Annotated in this window: 19 protein-coding genes; 13 read left to right on the top strand and 6 right to left on the bottom strand. The window is 43.6% G+C overall.

Annotation, left to right across the window (positions count from 1 at the left end; all coding sequences use genetic code 11):
• Position 1 precedes the first annotated feature (1 nt).
• The 3 genes from AAE250_RS18750 to AAE250_RS18740 all read right to left on the bottom strand — a co-directional run bounded on the left by AAE250_RS18750 (position 2) and on the right by AAE250_RS18740 (position 4,806).
• Positions 2-529, bottom strand: a complete 528-nt coding sequence (locus AAE250_RS18750) for an antirestriction protein ArdA (protein ID WP_196071788.1) — start codon at positions 527-529, stop codon at positions 2-4.
• Positions 530-1,096: 567 nt separating this feature from the next.
• A complete protein-coding gene (gene topB / locus AAE250_RS18745; RefSeq protein ID WP_342289280.1) occupies positions 1,097-3,205 on the bottom strand; it encodes a type IA DNA topoisomerase in 2,109 nt (702 codons plus the stop codon).
• A gap of 35 nt (positions 3,206-3,240) precedes the next feature.
• Complete coding sequence (locus tag AAE250_RS18740; RefSeq protein ID WP_342289279.1) at positions 3,241-4,806, bottom strand: DUF3945 domain-containing protein; 1,566 nt, start codon at positions 4,804-4,806, stop codon at positions 3,241-3,243.
• A gap of 277 nt (positions 4,807-5,083) precedes the next feature.
• On the opposite strand from AAE250_RS18740, the gene AAE250_RS18735 reads away from it, so the two are divergent.
• From AAE250_RS18735 to AAE250_RS18720, 4 genes are read left to right on the top strand one after another with little or no spacing between them, the layout of a single operon-like run.
• Entirely contained in the window at positions 5,084-5,782 is a 699-nt protein-coding gene (locus AAE250_RS18735; RefSeq protein WP_342289278.1) for an Nmad2 family putative nucleotide modification protein, read from the top strand.
• Between the two features lie 17 nt (positions 5,783-5,799).
• Entirely contained in the window at positions 5,800-6,501 is a 702-nt protein-coding gene (locus tag AAE250_RS18730) for a hypothetical protein (protein WP_196071784.1), read from the top strand.
• A 34-nt stretch (positions 6,502-6,535) separates the two neighbouring features.
• Positions 6,536-7,426, top strand: a complete 891-nt coding sequence (locus AAE250_RS18725) for a DUF4238 domain-containing protein (protein ID WP_196071783.1) — start codon at positions 6,536-6,538, stop codon at positions 7,424-7,426.
• Positions 7,427-7,459: 33 nt separating this feature from the next.
• The gene (locus AAE250_RS18720; RefSeq protein WP_196071782.1) at positions 7,460-8,470 is read left to right on the top strand and encodes a hypothetical protein; all 1,011 of its coding nucleotides are present in this window, start codon (positions 7,460-7,462) and stop codon (positions 8,468-8,470) included.
• A gap of 438 nt (positions 8,471-8,908) precedes the next feature.
• Here AAE250_RS18720 and mobC read toward each other — a convergent pair whose 3' ends face one another.
• Genes mobC through mobA form a run of 3 tightly spaced genes read right to left on the bottom strand, consistent with a single transcriptional unit; the run spans position 8,909 to position 12,659 of the window.
• Entirely contained in the window at positions 8,909-10,921 is a 2,013-nt protein-coding gene (gene mobC / locus AAE250_RS18715) for a conjugal transfer protein MobC (RefSeq protein WP_342289276.1), read from the bottom strand.
• Between the two features lie 34 nt (positions 10,922-10,955).
• Positions 10,956-12,224 (bottom strand): conjugal transfer protein MobB, encoded by a 1,269-nt coding sequence (mobB, locus tag AAE250_RS18710; RefSeq protein WP_342289275.1) that lies wholly within the window; start codon positions 12,222-12,224, stop codon positions 10,956-10,958.
• A gap of 3 nt (positions 12,225-12,227) precedes the next feature.
• Positions 12,228-12,659, bottom strand: coding sequence for a conjugal transfer protein MobA (gene mobA / locus AAE250_RS18705; protein ID WP_196071779.1), 432 nt, complete (start codon positions 12,657-12,659; stop codon positions 12,228-12,230).
• Between the two features lie 781 nt (positions 12,660-13,440).
• Between mobA and AAE250_RS18700 the strand changes: the two genes are divergently transcribed.
• The 9 genes from AAE250_RS18700 to AAE250_RS18660 all read left to right on the top strand — a co-directional run bounded on the left by AAE250_RS18700 (position 13,441) and on the right by AAE250_RS18660 (position 19,626).
• Entirely contained in the window at positions 13,441-14,193 is a 753-nt protein-coding gene (locus AAE250_RS18700) for a ParA family protein (RefSeq protein ID WP_196071778.1), read from the top strand.
• A gap of 7 nt (positions 14,194-14,200) precedes the next feature.
• Positions 14,201-14,677 carry a DUF3408 domain-containing protein gene (locus tag AAE250_RS18695; protein ID WP_196071777.1) on the top strand — a complete coding sequence of 159 codons (477 nt, stop codon included), beginning with the start codon at positions 14,201-14,203 and terminating at the stop codon, positions 14,675-14,677.
• Between the two features lie 18 nt (positions 14,678-14,695).
• Positions 14,696-15,010, top strand: coding sequence for a DUF3408 domain-containing protein (locus AAE250_RS18690; RefSeq protein WP_196071776.1), 315 nt, complete (start codon positions 14,696-14,698; stop codon positions 15,008-15,010).
• Positions 15,011-15,020: 10 nt separating this feature from the next.
• Positions 15,021-15,761 (top strand): hypothetical protein, encoded by a 741-nt coding sequence (locus tag AAE250_RS18685; RefSeq protein ID WP_342289274.1) that lies wholly within the window; start codon positions 15,021-15,023, stop codon positions 15,759-15,761.
• A 148-nt stretch (positions 15,762-15,909) separates the two neighbouring features.
• A complete protein-coding gene (locus AAE250_RS18680; protein ID WP_032853573.1) occupies positions 15,910-16,212 on the top strand; it encodes a DUF4134 domain-containing protein in 303 nt (100 codons plus the stop codon).
• 11 nt (positions 16,213-16,223) lie between these two features.
• A complete protein-coding gene (locus AAE250_RS18675) occupies positions 16,224-16,559 on the top strand; it encodes a DUF4133 domain-containing protein (protein WP_342289273.1) in 336 nt (111 codons plus the stop codon).
• Positions 16,552-19,050, top strand: a complete 2,499-nt coding sequence (locus AAE250_RS18670; RefSeq protein ID WP_342289272.1) for a TraG family conjugative transposon ATPase — start codon at positions 16,552-16,554, stop codon at positions 19,048-19,050. Before AAE250_RS18675 ends, AAE250_RS18670 begins: the two co-directional genes overlap by 8 nt.
• A gap of 43 nt (positions 19,051-19,093) precedes the next feature.
• The gene (locus tag AAE250_RS18665) at positions 19,094-19,300 is read left to right on the top strand and encodes a hypothetical protein (RefSeq protein ID WP_196071772.1); all 207 of its coding nucleotides are present in this window, start codon (positions 19,094-19,096) and stop codon (positions 19,298-19,300) included.
• 11 nt (positions 19,301-19,311) lie between these two features.
• Positions 19,312-19,626 carry a DUF3876 domain-containing protein gene (locus AAE250_RS18660; RefSeq protein ID WP_196071771.1) on the top strand — a complete coding sequence of 105 codons (315 nt, stop codon included), beginning with the start codon at positions 19,312-19,314 and terminating at the stop codon, positions 19,624-19,626.
• Positions 19,627-19,676: the final 50 nt, after the last annotated feature.

Here is a 19,676-nt window from a genome sequence, read left to right as displayed (position 1 = left end):
GTTATGAATGCCGGAATACATAACCGTCATCGAACCAGTAGTCGGTCATAAATAAGTCGCGGGCAAACTTTTCATAGTCGAAGTACGTTTTCGCAAATTCCGGTAGGTCGTAGCATTCTTCAACGACTTCATACGCATAATCTTCTTCATCCTTGTATGCGCCCTGAAAATCATCCTCGAAAGAGGAAATCAGGTCGTTTATATCTTTGGAACTAAGATCATAGCTTTCGTGGTTAAGCCAAACCTCGAATGCCTCTTTTTTATCATCGTCCATATTGTCTATGGCTTCGATAATTTCAAATATATTATCGGACAGCCAACTTTCCCCTATAAGACCGGAGGGTATATATTCCCAATCCTGAAACATTAACTCCGGGTCTTCTTCGTCCTTGTGCAACTCGCGGCAAGCCTCGTAAAATTCTTCACTGTCGGAATAATCCGAAAGGTCTAACCACTTACCGAAAATTGAACCTTCATTATACTTAGCGTAAGTTCCTACATAAATCCGTGCTTCTGATATATTTTCCATAACCTTAATTTTTAATCGGCATCTGCCGGGTTGATTTTTTATTCAGGTGCATTTCCGGTGTAGGAATTAGGGATGTCAAGTATTCACGGACAAAATACTACCCTGAACTTATGCGGCGTGGAGATTTTTCCGTGAACCTGCAAGGCTTGTACTTTACTGCCCGTTAAGATTCCGTAAACACCTTTGCGCCATGATAGAAAATAACCTGTCAGGCAGTTGCCGTATATGTTAAGGTGGAAAATGAAAGAAGCCGGATTTTTAATGCTTACGCCTATGAATGATGGTTCTTATTTGATAATGTGGTTTCCTGCCTTAACCGATAAAGAAGATAAAAGAGGCTGCCGTTTCAACCGGACGAAAGGAGAACCGTTAATAGTATAAGATTGGGAATACCCGATTTGTAGGGGAAAACAATGTCGCTTAATATATAAATGCGAGCCTTCGGATATGGGCGAAAATAAAGGCATCCGAAGCCTTGCCCCGGATGCCCACCACTAAAAGATCAATGTTAAACGACTATTCCGAATCGTAAAACAAAGTCTTTCAGTGGCAAAGATAATGAAGATTTTACTTAGAACGTCGTTTTTTGCTACCTCCTTTATTCTGCGGGAACTCAAAGACTGTTTTATAGTCCGCATCGAATTTGATTGCTGCCTCGAAAGTGCTTCCGGTCTTACTGCTTACGAAACCTTTAATAAAGGCGGTCTTGCCGTTCATTAAAAGGTCTGTCAGTTGCCCGTCCGTCAGTTCCTTTTTAGCAATGGAACGCCATACGGTTAGCCCGCAATTTTCATTCTGGCATTTGGCGACTTTATTATAGATAACCACGTTCCCGCTCTTGCATTTCGGACAAGGGCATGACTGGCGGTTATCCTGTCGTTCAAATGTCATATCCAGCAATTCGGTCGTTATTTGTGAAGCATATACTTCTATTGCCTTATGGAATGTAGAAGCATCCATATCGCCCAATGCGATCTTATTCAGGGCTTGCTCCCATTGCCCAGTCATGGCAACGTCCGCTATCTTCTTGTCCTTTACCGCCAGATAGACCACCAGCCCTTTGTTTGTCGGCACAAGGTTCTTTTTCTCGCGTACAATGTATTCACGCGAAAATAGGGTTTCGATAATACTTGCACGGGTGGCGGGCGTTCCGATACCACAGTCTTTCATCGCCTCGCGTTCTTCTTCGTTCTCTACCTCCTTGCCCGCACTTTCCATCGCCGCCAACAATGAACTTTCCGTGTGAAGCGGGCGGGGCTTGGTTTGCTTCTCCTGAATTTCGCAATCGCGAATAGATAGACTGTTACCTTCAATGAGGGCGGGCAGAACTGCCGTATCGTCCTCACCGTTTGGCTCGTCCTTAGAGTTAAATACTGACCTCCAACCGGGTACGAGCGTAACGCTCCCTTTGCAGGAAAAGTGTACGCCGCCCGCGTCAAGCGAAACGGCGGTGTTCTCTTTGATGCAACGTTCGCCGAAGGCTTCAAGCATACGCCCGGCAACCATATCGTAGATAAGCTGTTCCTCTTTGGATAATCCTGAAGCGGGATCTTCCGTAATAATCAGTGCATGGTGGTCGGTAACTTTACTATCGTCCACCGAACGGGTATTAAGCGTTGTGTCAAACCTGCTGTCGATATACGCACCAAAAAGAGGATGCGAACGAAGTGTAGCGATCAGGTGCGGTATTTCCTCCAGTACGTCCTCCGAAATATAACGGCTGCCTGTTCGTGGGTACGAGATTTTTTTCGCTTCGTACAATGCCTGCGTTATCGTCAGGGTCTTATCCGCCGAAAACCCGTATTTACTGTTGGCTTCCTTTTGAAGTGTGGTAAGGTCGTAAAGCAATGGTGGTTCCTGTTTGACCTCCCTATGCTCCACTCCTGTAACCTTAACGACTTCGGCTGCTTTGACCTGTGCCGTTACTTCTTCGGCTATGGTTCGTGTAACGAATTTATCCACCGAAAGGGTGGGAAAAGCCACCGCATCTTTCGCCGTATGGAGTTTCAGGCGGAAATAGGTCTGCGGCTTGAAATCCTTATTTTCAAGGTATCGGCTGCAAATAATCGCCAGTGTCGGGGTCTGTACTCGCCCCAAAGACCAAACGCCTGAGCCTGCCGAGATAGAAAGTGCCTGTGAGCTATTAATCCCGACTAACCAATCCGCTTGACTGCGGGCTTTCGCCGGAGCGTAGAGGTTATCGTAATCGCTGCCGGGACGGAGGGTCTTAAAGCCGTCCTTAATTGCACGGTCGGTAAGTGAGCTTATCCACAGCCGCTGAAAAGGAAGAGTGCAACCGAGATATTCATAGATAAAACGGAAAATATTTTCGCCCTCTCTACCGGCATCGGCACAATTTATTATCTCATCCCCACGACTGAACAACTCTTTGATTACTTTAAGTTGTTTCATTACGCCGGGATCGTTCTTATACTCCTTGCCCTCTTTCACCTGACGGGGCAACAGCTTAAACTCTTTCGGGAGTATCGGCAGATTCTCACGCTTAAAGCCCTCGATGCCGTAATGCTCCGGCATGGCAAGCCCGACCAAATGCCCGAAAGCCCATGTAACGGCATACCCGTTACCCTCTATATAGCCATCTTTTTTGTTGTTTGCGCCGACTATGGCTGCTATACTCTTAGCCACAGACGGTTTTTCTGCAATTATAATTTTCATTTTAACATTGATTTTTTAGTGGTTGAAATAATAGATTACATCTTGCGCCCCTTGCCTTTCTTTGGGGCGGTAGGAGATTGTTTTTGTTCCTGCTTCTGCTCCTTTTTCTCTGCCTGCTTTTCGGTGGGCTGCGACTGACCTTTCTTTAGTGGTTCGGTCGAATGTTTGGTCGCTTCGTTGGTCTTACCTTCGTTATTGACGGCGACCTGTGTTTTACTTTCGGCAGCGGGTGTAACCTTTTGGGTGTCTTTAGCCGCTTGCTTCGCTTCGATAGCCCGTACCTGATCGGGATGCTTACTGCTGTGGCGAACCTTGCCTTTGTTTTCGTCAATCCATACCCATGCATTGTACTTCTGCCCTTTCTGGTCAGTCGCTTCAACTTTCTGTGCTCCCGAAGCATCCGCCTGCTGTTTGGGTTTCTGTGCTTCCATGTCTTTAACATAGACAGGCTCTTTGTTACACAGCTTATCGAAATCCTCACGGGAAAGTTGTACGCCGCCCTGTTTGGAATAGACCCAAATCTCACCGAGTTTGCGGGCTTTAGGCATCTCCTGTCCCTGACCTTCCGCCTGTCTCTCGCCCTGCTTGGCTCGCCGCTCTTGGTTGAACTGCTGGCGTTGCTCATCGCTGAATTTGAAATCGAAATTCTTGCTTGCAGCGTTGTACTGCACGAAGCGGTCAATCTTCTGTGGCTGTTCTCCATGCTTCGTTTTCTTATCCATACCCTCAATCCAAACGGCTTTACCCTCTTTCAGTCCTTGTTGTTGTTCATCAGAAAGCGGGGCATTTTTCAAGGTCTGCGGAATATAAATATCCTTCAATGCCATAGCCTCAAAGCGGTTGGTGAGTTTGTCAAGGGAAACAAGCGAAGGCACTTTTTCGCCTCCGGCTACGGGTTCAAGGTCAAATACCCGTCCGCCGTGCCCTGTCTTTTGGAACTGCTCTTTATCCTGATTGGTAAAGACAACTCCCATAAACGGTTTTTCAAAATCGGGTTGCTCCTGCTTGGGATGGGTTGCGATTTTGATGCTGCCGTCCGGCTGCTGTTCCAGCGATAAGCGGGCTTGCATGGGAAATTCCTGTCCCTCGATGGCAGGTTTAATATCGACCAGACCGGGCGACTTATGCCCGTAAACCATTGCTTTGAGGGCATCCTGCAAGTTCTCACCGGAAACGCCTAACTTTTCGACTTCTTTCCAGTTGAGCTTATTCAGGTCTAAAGGTTGATACTTGCCTGTAAATTCCACCTCTATGCGTATCTTACCGTCAAATTTGACACGGTACGGGTCGAGTGCCTTGTCTTTGTGGTCGATACGGATAAGTTTGTCGAAAAAAGCCGCGACCTTATCTACGGCAGATGCGGTAACAGCATAAACGCCCGTGTGCGATGGGTGGCTGAACTGTGCCGAAAACTTCTTGAAGAAATTCTCCAACGCATTGCCGTTGGTATCAATCTTCATAAACTGGTCGGCGTTCTCTTTCTTGGGATCGACCGTTTTTAGCTTGCCGTCCTGTTCTCCTGCGATGACTTTGAGTTTGCCATCTTCGCCCTGTGTCAGAAAGACTTTAGGCTCTTCATTTTTTACTTTTTTTTCGTCCATAATAAATATGTTTTTATTCTGCATTAATATTAATGCAGAACGAAAGTAAGCCTAAGTAATGGATTGACTGCAAGGATTTAAGGCGGTGGATACTTGTGTCCGGGGTTGTCTATGGGTGTTTTGAAAATCAGGGTATTTTTGCCTTCCGGTTTTGCTATTCTGGCTGAAAAATGCAGATGTTGTTTCGTATGATGATTTGTGTCGGTTCAAGTATTGATATATCTTGTTTGGGGAGGAAAATACCAGCTACATTTTGTACCTTTGCATAAATTTGTTAATGATGGAAACAATTTATTCTTATGTACTTAGAACGGATGATGGAGCTGCGCCTAACCCATTATGGGGCACTTGTACACTGACAATATGTAAACCGGTTATAAGAAGAACTGCAAAAGTTGGTGATTGGGTAATTGGTGTTGGTTCAGCAAATGTAGAGGTGAGCAAAAGAAAATTTGAATCATATTCTAACAAATTGGTTTATGCTATGAAAATTACTGATATAAAACCTCTTGCAGAATATGATGCTTATTGCCGTGAACACATCCCCAATAAAATACCTCAATGGGATAAAGGTGATTGGAAATCCAGAGTTGGCGATTGTATATATGACTTCTCCAATGGAGATAATCCTACATTAAGGAAAGGTGTGCATAATGAAGATTGTAGAGGTACTGATTTGAGAGGATGTAATGCTTTACTATCCGATTGCTTTTATTACTTTGGAAGAGAAGCAAAAGAAATACCGCCACATTTACACGAAATCATAAAGAGAAATAGAGGACATAAAAAGATAATGAACCCTAAAATTATCTCTGATTTTGAGGCATGGATAAATCAGTTTGAACAAAATAGACTTTATGATGATCCTCTCAATGCTTGGTTCTATATGGGAGAGGTATCAGATGAAGATATTGCCAGATGTTCAAAAATATGTGCGAGCGATGATATAGCTGACGATGAAGAAATAATCAATTAAAACAATGCCATAGAGATATGAAATTTGATACAGAACAACAGTTAGATGAACAGAATAAGCAACTTGTATCGGAAATCAGAAATAAAATGTCTGTAAAGTTCGAGATATTTAATAAGCCTTATTTTGAAAATTACTCGATCAACGACAGCGTTACAGTTTATGTCAATCCAAAGATATTCAAGAACTCATCGGTTGCTCATGAGTTACTTCACGCTTGGTTTAGAGGCTTGGGGTTACATGGCTCAAATATGATTTACTTGTCAGCGAGAGAAAAGCCTAAGTTTAGTGTTGTTTTTGATAAGAAACTATGCGACCATATCGGCAACTGCATGGATCATTATAAAATCTATCCTAAATTCTTAGAGATGGGTTATGCACCAGAAGATTTTTTATCTTCAAAAGGCATGCAATGCGATATAAACAGCATCAGAAAGTTACGCATTCAAAGTAATGGCGTTTATTCAGCAAAGCATCTGAATAACTATATCGGATATTTGATTTCCATATATGCGGATCATTTACCAAATGACTACTCCCAACATTTAGCTCAAATGCAAGGTATAGAACCGGAGTTATTCGATATAGTCAGTGAATTTTGGCAAGCATGGAAGGATGTAGATATTGAAAATCCAGACCATATAACACGTACAGACTTTGAAACAATAAATGACTTCATTATGAATATAGAAAGTTGGATAACAGATAGGTCTATTTACTAAGCTAAATAAAAGTAATATATTGATAATAAATTACATGAATAAAAAAAGAAAACAACATTATGTCCCAAGGTTATATCTTAGAGGATGGGCTGTAAATAATCAGATATATACGCTTCGTGATAAAGATATATTTTTGACAGCATTGGAGAATGTGGCGAATAAGCGCGATTTTTATAGATTGAACCCGATAACAAAAGATGGACTTCAACTGATAGAAACTTTCCTTAAAGACATTCCTCCAGCTGTAAAAGAAAAATTTAAAGAATTGATAGACTTATTATCTGTTATAAGCAATTCATTTCACAGCATAAAAGAAAACATTAATTTAGATGCCGTTCAAAAAGAAGCAGACAATCTTCTTAATGATTTAGTAGAAAATTTGTATGCACAAATCGAAGGTGATGCAATTCCCTATATTGAAAATTTGCGTGATGGGGATGCTAATTTTTGGAATAACGAAGATGTGTTTTTAGATTTTGTAACATTTCTATGTTTCCAATATACTCGGACAGATTGTATGCGAGAAAATGCGTTAAATTCAATGCCGGAAAAATATAAAAGCTCATGGGGTATCCTAAGAATACTCATAGCACTAAGTATTATAGGGAAAATAAACTATGAGTATGAAGATTGGACATTTGAATTATTAAATAATCGTACAACACTCCCGTTTATAACAGGAGGGCAGCCTGTAATAAACCTTTGCCAAGTGGAAGGCGAAGAAGTCAAAGAAATGATTCTTTATTATCCAGTATCTCCGAAATATGCTATAATCGTTTCAAAAAAGACTGAAACTAAGGGGTTAGTTAACAGAGATATTATTGATGAACAGGATGCGGATTGGTATAACAAAAAAATAAAAGAACATTCGCAAGGATTATTATTTTCAAATGACGAAAATACGCTATTACGCTACTCTTCTTGATATACTTTATATATACATAATTTAAGTGCAAATATGAAAAAGAGTGTTCTCTTAAAAATTCAATTAGCTGAAGCTGCTAAATATGCAATAAAGGAAGAACTGCCTTACAAAAGATTGGCAGTAATTATGCTTGATAACTTTATGGAACTTCAGTTATCATCTGTAATTCAGAATAAACCATCTGTGAAACACCTCGCTTTCACAAAGGAAGATAGGCGGAAAGAAAGAAGTGAATTAGAGAAAGCCTTCAAAAGTTACGATGCTCTCTTGAAGTTAGCAGAGAAAAGAGAGGTTATAACTGGAGAAGAGAGGTATCAACTTGCATTCTGCCATACTATAAGAAATAATCTTTATCATCATGCACAGGAAGAACTTTTACTTATGGAGGTGGCACTTATAATTTTACACGAGATAATTATAAGGAAACAGCCTGAGTGGAAAAATGGATCAATGTGGTATAGTTATGGTTCAAAAGATACTGATCCATTTTACGAAAAAGATAAAGAAGAACCTCATTTCATTAGTGGCAATACGGAGGAAGAATGGAAGAAATTTCTTGAAAAGCATTTTGTTTTATTCGAAAAAAATGCTCCAAACATTCAGATATTTTTAAGTCAAAGCATATTAGAGAAAATAGGAGAAATAAGAGATTGGTATGAATTTATTAAGCCTGAATATCATCTGTTTTTCCCTTGGGCAGAAGATTGGGATTTCAATGACTATGTGATGAACTACACATTTCAAAGAAAATTAAGAGAAATGCCTGAGGGAATAGAAGAGGAGCTTTGTAAAGATGAAAAACTGGATGAGATAGTCGATAAACATACAGAATTTGCATCTAATTGGAAGCGAAAAGACATGAAAAGAGTAACTGCTATTGAAGAAAAAGCAAAAGAAATGATAAACTTACCAGCTTTCAAAGCACTTGAAAGATATATTAATTTACAACCCGATTTATTATTAATATACTATGCATTAAGAGATGCTGCATCGGATTTAGACGGTAAGATTCAATTAGCAATTGATATAGCAAGAGGTAAATAAATTGAAAAATGGATACATCAACAGAGAAGTTAGATATTACTTCTCTTAGAATCTGATTTTGAGAGTAAACAAATTATTCGTATTTTTGATGCTGTATATCGTCTTAGCCTAAGTTCTTTAATTATGTTGTTGGGCTTTCTACACATCCCCTTTCCACTGGTACTGGTTGCCAGTGCATTTACTACCATCGGGTATGGTTATCAATTGTTTAATCTAATTAAGGGAGGACTGAGTATGGAAACAAGAAGAAACGAAAAGAAATGTAAAAGATGTAAGAAAGTATCAATAGGCAAACAAATCTTCGGATTTGTTCTAACGGTGGGTAACCTGGGGGAGTGTAAAATCCCATCAGCGTATGCGGGCTTAGGAGGTTATTCCCCCGCCAACAATAATTATACACTATATAAAATAGCCGCTGATTAGCGGCTATTTCTTGTTTTATTCTTCCTCTTTCGGCAACAAATGGCGTAGGTTTTCATCATTACGAATCCGTTCCAATTCATCGGCAACAATCTGTTTGGCTTCTGCTTTGATACGGTCGTAATTCTCCTTAATCATTTCCTTCATGCGATCTACTCCGTTTTCATCTATAAAGTTCGTGATAACGGGGATTCTACGGTACGCCTTTGTTTCGGCGGAAACACGTTCGTTATCGACTACGATTTCGCAATGGAAAATCTTCTGCTCAATACGTTCATCGAAATTATCCGCTACTGCGCCCACGAACATACCCTGTGTAAGATTGGATATTTTAGACGCTGGTATAAGGCTATCCATTTGCGTAGAAATGGAGGTCGATTTATCGTTACGGTTTATCGTCATGGACTGGCGTTTCTGTAACACTTTTCCGAAACGGTCGGACAGCGTTTTAGCCGTATCACCGACCACCTGGCCGGAAAAGATATTACCTACCGTATTCATCACTACGGCGGCTTCCTTATCGCCGTAGTCGCGCTTTAGCTGCGAAAAGTCCTGAAAACCCAACAGCACAGCAACCTTGTTGCTCCGGGCAGTGGCAATCAGGTTGTCAAGTCCCTTAAAATAAATAGTCGGCAACTCATCAATGATAACAGAAGATTTGAGTTGCCCCTTTTTATTAATCAGCTTCACGATACGGGAATTATACAACCCGAGAGCCGCACCGTAGATATTTTGCCTGTCAGGATTATTACCCACCACCAACATTTTAGGGTCGTCCGGGTTATTAATATCCAGCGTAAATTCATCGCCCGACATTACCCAATATAATTGTGGGCTAATCATGCGGGAAAGCGGAATTTTCGCACTCGCAATCTGTCCCTGCAACTGGTCGGCAGCACCAGATTTCCACGCATCCATAAAGGGAGAAAGGTAGTTTTCGAGGTCGGGATAAGAGGTCAGAATCGGGAAAATATCTTCATAGCTTTTATTCAAAAACTCTATGGCATGAGGAAAGGTGCAATACTTCCCTTCCTGATAGATGCGCAAATACCAGATAATAGCCGCAAACAGGATAATCGGGGATTCCACAAAGAAATCGCCTTGCTTTTGTACCCACGTCCGGTTCAAATTCAACATTATCGTATATGCCGATTCGTAGGCATCCGAAATATCATCCATGAAAGAAGGATTAATCGGATTGCAACGGTGGCTCCGGCTCGGATCGTCGAAATTTATCACATAGAAAGTCGGTACTTTCTCGTAACCTTCGCGGTTGTTTAACAGGTGGTTATAAGCAATAGTCGAGAGGTCTGGAAACTTGAAATCGTAAATATAGCCTGTATAGCCCTTCTCGATTTGCTGTTTTATAAACTGGTTTACAACGGCGTATGATTTACCCGAACCCGGCGTACCCAACACGATAGCCGCCCGGAACGGATTTACAACATTTATCCAACCTTTCCACTGCTTCTTTTTATACCAGAATTTAGTCGGCAGGTTTACCGAATAATCGTTTACCATCAGCTTAGTTTCCTGCATAAACGATTCGTTTTCCGTATTGAAAACATCGTCAAACATATTGTTTTTGAGTAAGCGGCTTATCCATGTACCCGCCATCAACAGCAATATGTAGCCTACCGAAATAGTAAAAATGTAAAACCCGGCATTGGCTACTTTGGGTAATGGTAAACTCAAAATCCACCAGTTCAGAAAGAACAGGACGAAACCGATACCAAGACACACATAGATTTTCGTCCATGTAATCTTTTCCTCTTTCACGCCCTTTGTTCCCAGACAGGACAAAGCGAGAAACACTACGGCAAAGATTTTCGTCCACAGGATCGAGGTAAACAATCCGGCGGTACGGTTAAAATTCATCAGGATTTTATCGACTACCCCGATATTGATTCCCCATTCGTTCATTGCCTCGTAACAGAACCAATACACATTTATCACTACAAATAGTATAGAGAGCGCACGCATAAAGTCCATCACTTTAGCCAAGCCCCTCAAATCATCTTCATTTTGCATAATCGTAAAAATTAAATTGTTATTACTTCAAATTTTATAGCTGCCTGCCGTACCTGCGCTTCTTCTTTTTCTTGCGCTTAATGGTCGGCTGGTTGTTGTCCTGCCCCTGTGTTTCGGGTGTAAAGACAGATAACAGGCTGCCCGCAGCATCATCGACCGTAGACTGCCCGGCTTGCGGTTGCTTGTCGGTAGCGGGTTTATCAGTCTGTCGCAGGTTTTCGGACTGTTTCGGCTGTTGGGCTTGCAGATCCTCGCGGTGCGAATCATCTGCGAACCGTTCGTTAAGAACATTCGCCGAAAATTCCTTACCCAGACGCGAACCGTTCAATACCGCCCGTTCGTTATGGTCGATAAAGGTTGCCCCGAATATGCGCCCTTCATCGTTGCAGCGAAGCACCAAGTCGATACCTTTCTTCTGCAATGCATCCCGGAACTCGCTTTCGGTGCGGGTACTATTCAAGGCTTCGGAAACCACCGAACGGGTACGGGCTGTAACGCCGTCCGCCTTGATTGTTTCTTTCGATGTGCCGAACTGATTTTCCAAAGCCTCGATACCGAGAGCTTTGCCGAACAGGGAGGATTTCAAAGGTTTGCCGACACGGTTGCCCTCGCTATCCAATGCCGAGTAAACCAATCCCCGGTAAGGTTTACCTTTATTCTCCCCTTTGATTTCCTCCATGCCTATATTATATAATGAGAGCAGGGCGCGATATTCGCCGAGCGTTTGGAAGCGGTACATTTCGGAAAGCGGCTTGATAACGTTTGCCACCTGTTTTTTTAAGTTCCCCTGGCTAACGTCTACCGGAGCAAGCCGCCACGCTTCGCCTTGCTTCTGATCTTTAGCGGGAATCAGGTTATATTCCTTTTCCAACTCCCGCCGGATTTTGTTACTGCGGTCTTTCTCGAAGCTGTCGGGAACAAGCGAACCATCGGGACGGACACGGGTCGAAACGATGTGAATGTGCTGGCGGTCTATATCCTCATGCTTGAAAATCATGTAAGGCTGTGAGCCGTAGCCCAACCGCTCCATATACTTTTGTCCGATCTCGGCAAGCTGCTCATCGGTCAGCTTATCGTCCGGATGCGGGTTCAGCGAAACACGGATTACAGGTTTTTTAGTGGTGATATGTGAGGGCATAAACCGCTCAAAATCCTGCATACAGGCGGAAGCATTGAACGCTCCATCGGTAGGCTCAATCACTAAATTAGTCGCCAGAACTTTACCCAAACCCTCGTCCACTTTCTCCTGATTGTATGAAAGTGCGCCGTACAAATTGCTCCCGTGAGAGATTTTCGCCACCATTTTTTACAGGTATTTCGCCTTAAACTGTTCGCATAGCTGCATCACTTCGCGCCCGATCCCCGCCAGTTCTACGGTCGCTTTCTCCAACTTATAGAGCAAGGCGAGGGCTTTTTTCTCCCCGAAATTGCTGTGCAGTTCCTTTACGATTTGATTGTAATTCACCCCAACGCTCCGAAACTGGCTGTGTAATGCGGTCAGCTTTGCGGTAAATTCGACAGCCGATGCGTCCGTTTTTACCACTCGGAACTCATCGCCAAAGATGCGGGCTGAGATAAAAGCAGACAGCGATTGTGCACCTGACTGCTCGAACATGGCAAGAAATCCGGCATGCTGTGTGTCTGTCAGGTTCACCGTCAGCCGATGTTTCGCCGGGTCGTTCTTCGGGGGTCTGCCCCCCTTTCCCCGTTTACGGGGTTTTCTTTTTTCTTCGTTCATAACATTAATCTTTTAGTGGTTATATGAACGTTACGGACGGTTCGTGCCGGCTTAATTTTCCCCGACTTCGGAGAGGAAAATCCCCTCTGGAAGAGCAAGAGGTTGATGCTGCAAAAAACGAAGTTTGCTGCAATCAACACATCTTGCTATTTGCTAAAATGCAAATACATTTTGCCCGCAAGGGGCATCTTTTCGTCCCGAACTTTTCGGGATATAAGACTGCCCTTCGCCGGGCAATTTATGAGTGCCGGAACTATCTTAAAAATCGGCATGAATACCCCGTAACATTTCATGCTGCAAAGTTATAGAGATTAAATAACACGCTGTATATCAACAGGTATAGACAACCCCAGACAGAAGCTACCACCCCTTGAAAATATAGTTCAAGTATGAAAAAGAAGGCGTTTATTTGCTCCCGGATTTGAATAATTGAATGGTTGAAACTTTGATTTTTCACTGTCGTGTTTAGTCATGAAAATGTAAAAACACAGACACATGAATAAGAGTAGAAATAAACGCATGAATGACAGGTTATGCACATTCTTAAACAGCAAAATTCAATCCTGCATAAATGATTATGAATGCAAGCGTATAAATGCTCAAACGTATAAACGCATGAGTGCTTAAATGCTTAATCACATAAACACTCAATTATGTAAACACGAGTACATGACTGATTGAGAGAGTAGGTGAATGACTAAATGCAAAAGCAGTTACACAGATGTAAGTGCTTTTGCAATAACATAAAATCAACTGATTGTATAATTAAAAATTCAAGAACATGAAACAGCCTATTTATGTGGCATTCTCGACCCAAAAGGGCGGAGCCGGAAAGACAACCCTTACCGTGCTGATAGCTTCCTATCTGCACTATGTAAAAGGAAAGAACGTAGCGGTAATCGACTGCGACTACCCGCAACACTCCATTTTTGAAATGCGCGAGCGCGATTTCAAGATGGTGGATGAAGACGAATTTTATAAGGGTATGGCGTATGAGCAAGTTACCCGGTTAGAGGGTAAGAAATTCTATCCCATCGTGGAAAGCAACCCACAGGAGGCTTTGAACGATGCGGACGAACTGTGCGAAAAAGAGGATTTCGATTATATCTTTTTCGATCTGCCCGGAACGCTTAACAATAAGGACTTAATCATAGCCCTTGCCAATATGGACTATATCATTGCTCCGATTGCCGCCGACCGGGTGGTAATGGAAAGTACCCTTAACTATATGATCTCCGTAAGGGATAATATAGTAAGTACAGGAAAATCCAATATCAAAGCCATGTACCTGCTTTGGAATATGGTCGATGGCAGGGAAAAGTCCGACCTGTACGAAGTGTATGAGGGCGTAATAAAAGAATTGGAGTTTGTAACTCTGAAAACCTTTATCCCGAACAGTCTGCGTTTCCGCCGGGAACAGTCGGAAAGCCGCCGACCGTTGTTCCGTTCAACACTTTTTCCTGTGGATAAAAGCCTAATCAAAGGCAGCAATATTGAAGAATTGTCGGACGAATTACTGGAAATTCTAAAGTAATACGGCTATGGCAAAACGAGTAGATACAACGGGGATAGATGCCGAGTTCGTAATCAATCAGGCAAAACCGGGCAACCGGGAGAAAGACCTGAAACCTTACGATCCGTCCGCATCGGCTTCTACTCCCGAACCGGAAACAGTAGAGGAAACACCACAGGAGGAAATTATACCTCCTGCGGCTGAACCAGAAACGGTGAAAGGAAAAGAAATACCCCGCGAGGAAAATAAACGGAAGCGCAAGGCACAACCGGAGGACTACGAAGCTCTTTTCATCCGTACCGCTCCCACTACCACCCGTAGCGGGAAAGCGGTCTATATCCGAAAGGAGTTCCACGACAGGATTATGCGGATAGTTCAGAACATCGGATATAATGAAGTATCACTGTTCAGCTACATAGACAATGTACTGGAACATCATTTTAATACTTATCAGGACGATATTACGGAACTGTACCGTAAACGCCGTCCGGAAGATATTTTCTAATCTATAAAAGAAAGCAACATGAAAAAAATAAAAATATTTCGATGGAAAGCGACCGCACAAAGTATGCCTGTCAAAGAACCAACCTCTAATAGACAAATAGCAGATGGTTATGCAGAAAGGTTTGCAAAACCTAAAAAGTTGAAAAACCGACAATGTGTTTATATCAGCAACGATATTCATGCTGTCATTGCCAAATTGGTGCGAGCCTTAGCCAACACCGGAAATGAGATGACGATTGGCGGTTACATAGATACCATACTGGAGGAACATCTGCAACTCCATAAGGAGGAAATAAACGAGATATACCGCCAACGCCCGAACGATTTACTATAAAACAGACGCTATGGAACGATATATTATTTCAGCAATCGTATTGTACGCATTAGTTGTCGCCCTTTACCTGCTCCGGGAACGGATGCAGAAACGAAAGAAAAACGCAGCGAAAAATCCCGGTTTCAATCCGTTTCGCTCCACCCCGAAAGAAGATATAATAGGCAAAAGCAAATTTGACCTTAGACAATCCCGGACAGAAGCTACCACGCTGGTTCACAATGAAAAACGGATTGAAAATGAGCCTATATTTGCTGACGAAAACAAAAAAGATGCTCCGGTAACACCCCCTTTGGTTGAATCGGAAACAGTCGTATCGGGAGAAAATATGACGGACGAAAATTCAAATGAAATCAATTTAGTAATTGAGAACACACCCCCCGAATTGGAGCCGGAATATGACACGGAAGATATAGACGAAGAAGAAACAGAGGACGAAGATACCGAAGGGGTTGCCGGGGTTTCGATGGCACTTGGGCTTGGCTTTGACGATCTGGCGGGAATGGTGCGGACGGTAGAAACTGCCGATGGCGCAACATCCGAAGAAAAAGAAGAAGCCGGGCGGGTACTCATCGAGATACGAAAGACCGAAATGTTCGATCAGGTAGCGGGCGATGAGCCGAAAAAGAAAGTGGTGTCCGCACTTATGGACGATTACTTCGCAGCCTTCCACCGTAAGAAACGGGAGGCGGGAGAAACAGACGAACCAGTGGTGAAAGCACCAAAAGATTTTAATGTACGCGGCTTTGCGTAAGATGTATAACAGTTAAAAACAAAGCAAGATGAAAGAACGGGATTACGGTTAGCGCGGCTGACCACCACTAAAAGATCAAGTTAAACAAATTATTCATTTCCGGTACAGGGGACTATTCCACCCCCTGTACCATTAATTAAAAAATCGTATGACAAAGAAGAAAATTCTTATGTCGGCAGCATTTATTTTCGCTGCCGTATCATCCGCCTTTGCACAGGGTAACGGTATCGGAGGTATTACCGAAGCTACCAACATGGTAACATCCTATTTCGATCCCGGAACGAAGCTCATTTATGCCATCGGTGCAGTCGTAGGTCTTATCGGCGGAATCAAAGTGTATAACAAGTTCTCTTCGGGCGACCCCGATACATCGAAAACCGCCGCCTCATGGTTCGGCGCGTGTATCTTCCTGATTGTCGCCGCCACCATCCTACGCTCCTTCTTCCTTTAATCGCTCAAGCTATGGAGCATAATATTAATAAAGGCATTGGCAAGAGCGTGGAATTTAAGGGCTTGAAAAGTCAGTATCTATTCATCTTTGCGGGCGGTCTGTTGGCTGTATTCGTAGTCTTTGTGATTATGTATATGGCAGGTATAGACCAGTGGGTTTGCATCGGCTTCGGCGTTATCGCTGCCTCCGCTCTGGTATGGCTAACCTTCAACCTGAATGCGAAATACGGGGAGTATGGATTGATGAAGGTGCTGGCAAAACACCAGCACCCCCGCTACCTGATAAACCGCAAAAATTCCCGCCGCTTGTTCAGCCGACCTAAAAAGAAGGAGGTGCGCGATGCGTAATATAATGAAAGCGGCTACCATCGAAAGCAAGTTCCCGCTGCTGGCTGTGGAACACGATTGTATCATATCTAAAGACGCGGATATAACGATAGCTTTCCGTGTCGATCTGCCGGAACTGTTTACCGTTACCAAAGTAGAATACGAAGCCATACACTCGGCTTGGGCGAAGGCGATTAAGGTTTTGCCCGACTACTCCATTATCCAAAAGCAGGATTGGTTTGTAAAGGAAACCTACAAACCCGAAACGGATAAAGAGGATATGAGCTTTCTGTCCCGTTCGTTTGAACGCCACTTCAACGAACGTCCCTACCTGAACCATAGCTGTTTCCTGTTCCTGACAAAAACGACAAAAGAGCGAATGAGAATGCAGAGCAATTTCTCATCGCTTTGCCGGGGGAACATTATACCCAAAGAGATAAACAAGGACACGGCAACGCGGTTTTTGGAAGCGGTCGGACAGTTCGAGCGTATTTTAAACGATTCGGGATTTGTAAGCCTTACCCGCCTTACTTCGGATGAGATTACGGGAACGGAGAACCAGCCCGGATTGGTAGAGAAATACTTTGCCCTCTCGCTGGACGATACGACCTGTCTGGAAGATATGGAACTCGGAGCGGACGGGCTTCGCATCGGAGCAAAAAAAGTATGCCTGCATACGATTTCCGATGTGGAGGACTTGCCCGGAACGGTCGGAACGGATATGCGGTATGAAAAGCTATCCACCGACCGGAGCGACTGCCGATTGTCGTTTGCAGCACCCGTAGGGTTGCTGCTCTCGTGCGACCATGTGTATAACCAGTATATTTTTCTGGACGATTCGGCGGAGAACCTGCGGAAATTCGAGAAGTCAGCCCGTAATATGCAATCCTTATCTCGCTATTCAAGGGGCAATCAAATTAATAAGGAATGGATAGACAAGTACCTGAACGAAGCACATTCGTTCGGTCTTACCTCTGTCCGGGCGCATTTCAACGTAATGGCATGGTCGGAAGATGCGGAAGAACTGAAACACATCCGTAACGATGTGGGTAGCCAGCTTGCCCTTATGGAGTGCAAGCCGCGACACAATACGACCGATGCGGCTACGCTCTATTGGGCGGCGATGCCGGGCAACGCAGGTGATTTTCCTTCGGAGGAAAGTTTCTATACGTTCATCGAACCCGCCTTGTGTTTCTTCACAGAGGAAACCAACTACCAAAGTTCGCTTTCTCCCTTCGGTATCAAGATGTGCGACCGTGTAAGCGGTAAGCCTCTCCATGTGGATATATCGGATTTACCCATGAAGCAAGGGATAACCACCAACCGAAATAAATTCGTGTTGGGGCCATCCGGTAGCGGTAAATCTTTCTTTATGAACCACCTCGTCCGCCAGTATTGGGAACAGGGTACGCACGTAGTTCTGGTCGATACGGGTAACTCGTATCAGGGACTTTGTGAAATGGTACGCCGCAAAACCAAAGGTGAGGACGGCATTTATTTTACCTATACCGAAGAAAACCCTATCTCCTTTAATCCTTTCTACACGGACGATTACAAGTTTGATGTAGAGAAAAAGGACAGCATTAAAACACTGCTTTTGACCCTGTGGAAATCCGAAGATGACAAGGTAAGCAAGACCGAAAGTGGCGAACTCGGTAGCGCGGTATCGGCGTATATCGAGCGCATCAGGGCAGACCGTAGTATCGTACCGTCCTTTAATACTTTCTATGAATATATGCTGGGCGACTACCGCCGGGAACTGGAAGAAAGGGAAATCAAGGTAAGCAAAGAGGATTTTAACCTCGACAATATGCTTACCACCCTTCGCCAGTATTACCGGGGCGGGCGTTTCGATTTTTTGTTGAACTCCGAACAGAACATCGACCTTTTGAATAAGAGCTTTATCGTCTTTGAAATTGATTCGATTAAGGAAAACAAGGAACTTTTTCCTGTGGTGACGATCATCATTATGGACGCGTTTATCCAGAAAATGAGGCGGTTAAAAGGTGTGAGAAAGCAACTCATTGTAGAAGAAGCATGGAAGGCTCTTTCTTCGGCGAACATGGCTGAATACTTAAAGTACATGTACAAAACGGTCAGGAAATATTTCGGGGAAGCCATTGTCGTAACGCAGGAAGTGGACGATATTATCGCTTCGCCTATTGTCAAAGAGGCGATTATCAATAACTCCGACTGCAAAATCCTCTTAGACCAGCGAAAATTCATGAACCGTTTTGATGTGATCCAGTCGCTACTCGGTTTGACCGATAAGGAGAAAGGGCAAATCCTTTCTATCAACATGGCGAACCATCCCGGCAGATTTTATAAAGAAGTATGGTTCGGGCTGGGCGGTGTACAATCGGCGGTATATGCAACCGAAGTTAGCGGCGAAGAATACCTGACCTATACAACAGAGGAAACCGAGAAAATGGAAGTGTTCAAAAAGACGGACGAACTCGGCGGGGATTACGAACTGGCGATTAAACAGATTGCCGAAAGCAAAAGGCAATAATTATCAACCGGGGCGATTCAGCCCCACAACCACTAAAAAGATCATGTTAAAAAGATTCAGTAACGGGCAACTGGAAAAGTTGCTGATTCACACGATAGGGATAAACAGTGTCCTTACCGAAGCCCTGCTTTCACAGCAGGAAGAAAGCGAAGAAGAAACGGAAGTCATAGGCGGCAACGCCCATATTGACATCCTTGTGATTGACCCTGCAAGCCTATTAAGAAAAGAGGCTAAGGAAGCGAAAAAGTAAGGAGGTGCGCCATGTTCAGCAAATGTAATGCAGCCGACCCTTGCGCCGCACATCAGGATTTTCACCTGTGGGAGATTACGGGACGTTGGATAAACCCGGACGGTGCGCCTGCGGTAACTATTTACCGCAACACTTCCCGCAAGCGGGGAGGCATCAGGCTCCGGCTTACTTACAACAACCCGCAGGTGGTCTGCGATTGTACGGTGTATTGTGTGTTCGGTCTGTATTACATAGACCTGTACGGGCGTATCGGAATTGCTTACGACCGGGAGCGGGAGGTACTCTTGCTTTCCGCTTTTGGCGAATATGTCCGGGAAGAGGATTAGCCTACTTGGGCTAATTCTTCAACCCAAGTAAATAACAATTAAAAAATTAT

This window comes from Bacteroides sp. GD17 (assembly GCF_038448625.1).
Taxonomy (GTDB): Bacteria; Bacteroidota; Bacteroidia; order Bacteroidales; family Bacteroidaceae; genus Bacteroides.
The sequence above is the reverse complement of the archived record's forward strand: the minus strand, read 5'-3'. Positions and strand labels throughout refer to the sequence as shown.

Excerpts from the sequence above, each read along its gene's own strand:
- AAE250_RS18750 (WP_196071788.1), bottom strand. The coding sequence starts at position 529 with ATGGAAAATATATCAGAAGCACGGATTTATGTAGGAACTTACGCTAAG.
- topB (WP_342289280.1), bottom strand. The coding sequence starts at position 3,205 with ATGAAAATTATAATTGCAGAAAAACCGTCTGTGGCTAAGAGTATAGCA.
- AAE250_RS18740 (WP_342289279.1), bottom strand. The coding sequence starts at position 4,806 with ATGGACGAAAAAAAAGTAAAAAATGAAGAGCCTAAAGTCTTTCTGACA.
- AAE250_RS18735 (WP_342289278.1), top strand. The coding sequence starts at position 5,084 with ATGATGGAAACAATTTATTCTTATGTACTTAGAACGGATGATGGAGCT.
- AAE250_RS18730 (WP_196071784.1), top strand. The coding sequence starts at position 5,800 with ATGAAATTTGATACAGAACAACAGTTAGATGAACAGAATAAGCAACTT.
- AAE250_RS18725 (WP_196071783.1), top strand. The coding sequence starts at position 6,536 with ATGAATAAAAAAAGAAAACAACATTATGTCCCAAGGTTATATCTTAGA.
- AAE250_RS18720 (WP_196071782.1), top strand. The coding sequence starts at position 7,460 with ATGAAAAAGAGTGTTCTCTTAAAAATTCAATTAGCTGAAGCTGCTAAA.
- mobC (WP_342289276.1), bottom strand. The coding sequence starts at position 10,921 with ATGCAAAATGAAGATGATTTGAGGGGCTTGGCTAAAGTGATGGACTTT.
- mobB (WP_342289275.1), bottom strand. The coding sequence starts at position 12,224 with ATGGTGGCGAAAATCTCTCACGGGAGCAATTTGTACGGCGCACTTTCA.
- mobA (WP_196071779.1), bottom strand. The coding sequence starts at position 12,659 with ATGAACGAAGAAAAAAGAAAACCCCGTAAACGGGGAAAGGGGGGCAGA.
- AAE250_RS18700 (WP_196071778.1), top strand. The coding sequence starts at position 13,441 with ATGAAACAGCCTATTTATGTGGCATTCTCGACCCAAAAGGGCGGAGCC.
- AAE250_RS18695 (WP_196071777.1), top strand. The coding sequence starts at position 14,201 with ATGGCAAAACGAGTAGATACAACGGGGATAGATGCCGAGTTCGTAATC.
- AAE250_RS18690 (WP_196071776.1), top strand. The coding sequence starts at position 14,696 with ATGAAAAAAATAAAAATATTTCGATGGAAAGCGACCGCACAAAGTATG.
- AAE250_RS18685 (WP_342289274.1), top strand. The coding sequence starts at position 15,021 with ATGGAACGATATATTATTTCAGCAATCGTATTGTACGCATTAGTTGTC.
- AAE250_RS18680 (WP_032853573.1), top strand. The coding sequence starts at position 15,910 with ATGACAAAGAAGAAAATTCTTATGTCGGCAGCATTTATTTTCGCTGCC.
- AAE250_RS18675 (WP_342289273.1), top strand. The coding sequence starts at position 16,224 with ATGGAGCATAATATTAATAAAGGCATTGGCAAGAGCGTGGAATTTAAG.
- AAE250_RS18670 (WP_342289272.1), top strand. The coding sequence starts at position 16,552 with ATGCGTAATATAATGAAAGCGGCTACCATCGAAAGCAAGTTCCCGCTG.
- AAE250_RS18665 (WP_196071772.1), top strand. The coding sequence starts at position 19,094 with ATGTTAAAAAGATTCAGTAACGGGCAACTGGAAAAGTTGCTGATTCAC.
- AAE250_RS18660 (WP_196071771.1), top strand. The coding sequence starts at position 19,312 with ATGTTCAGCAAATGTAATGCAGCCGACCCTTGCGCCGCACATCAGGAT.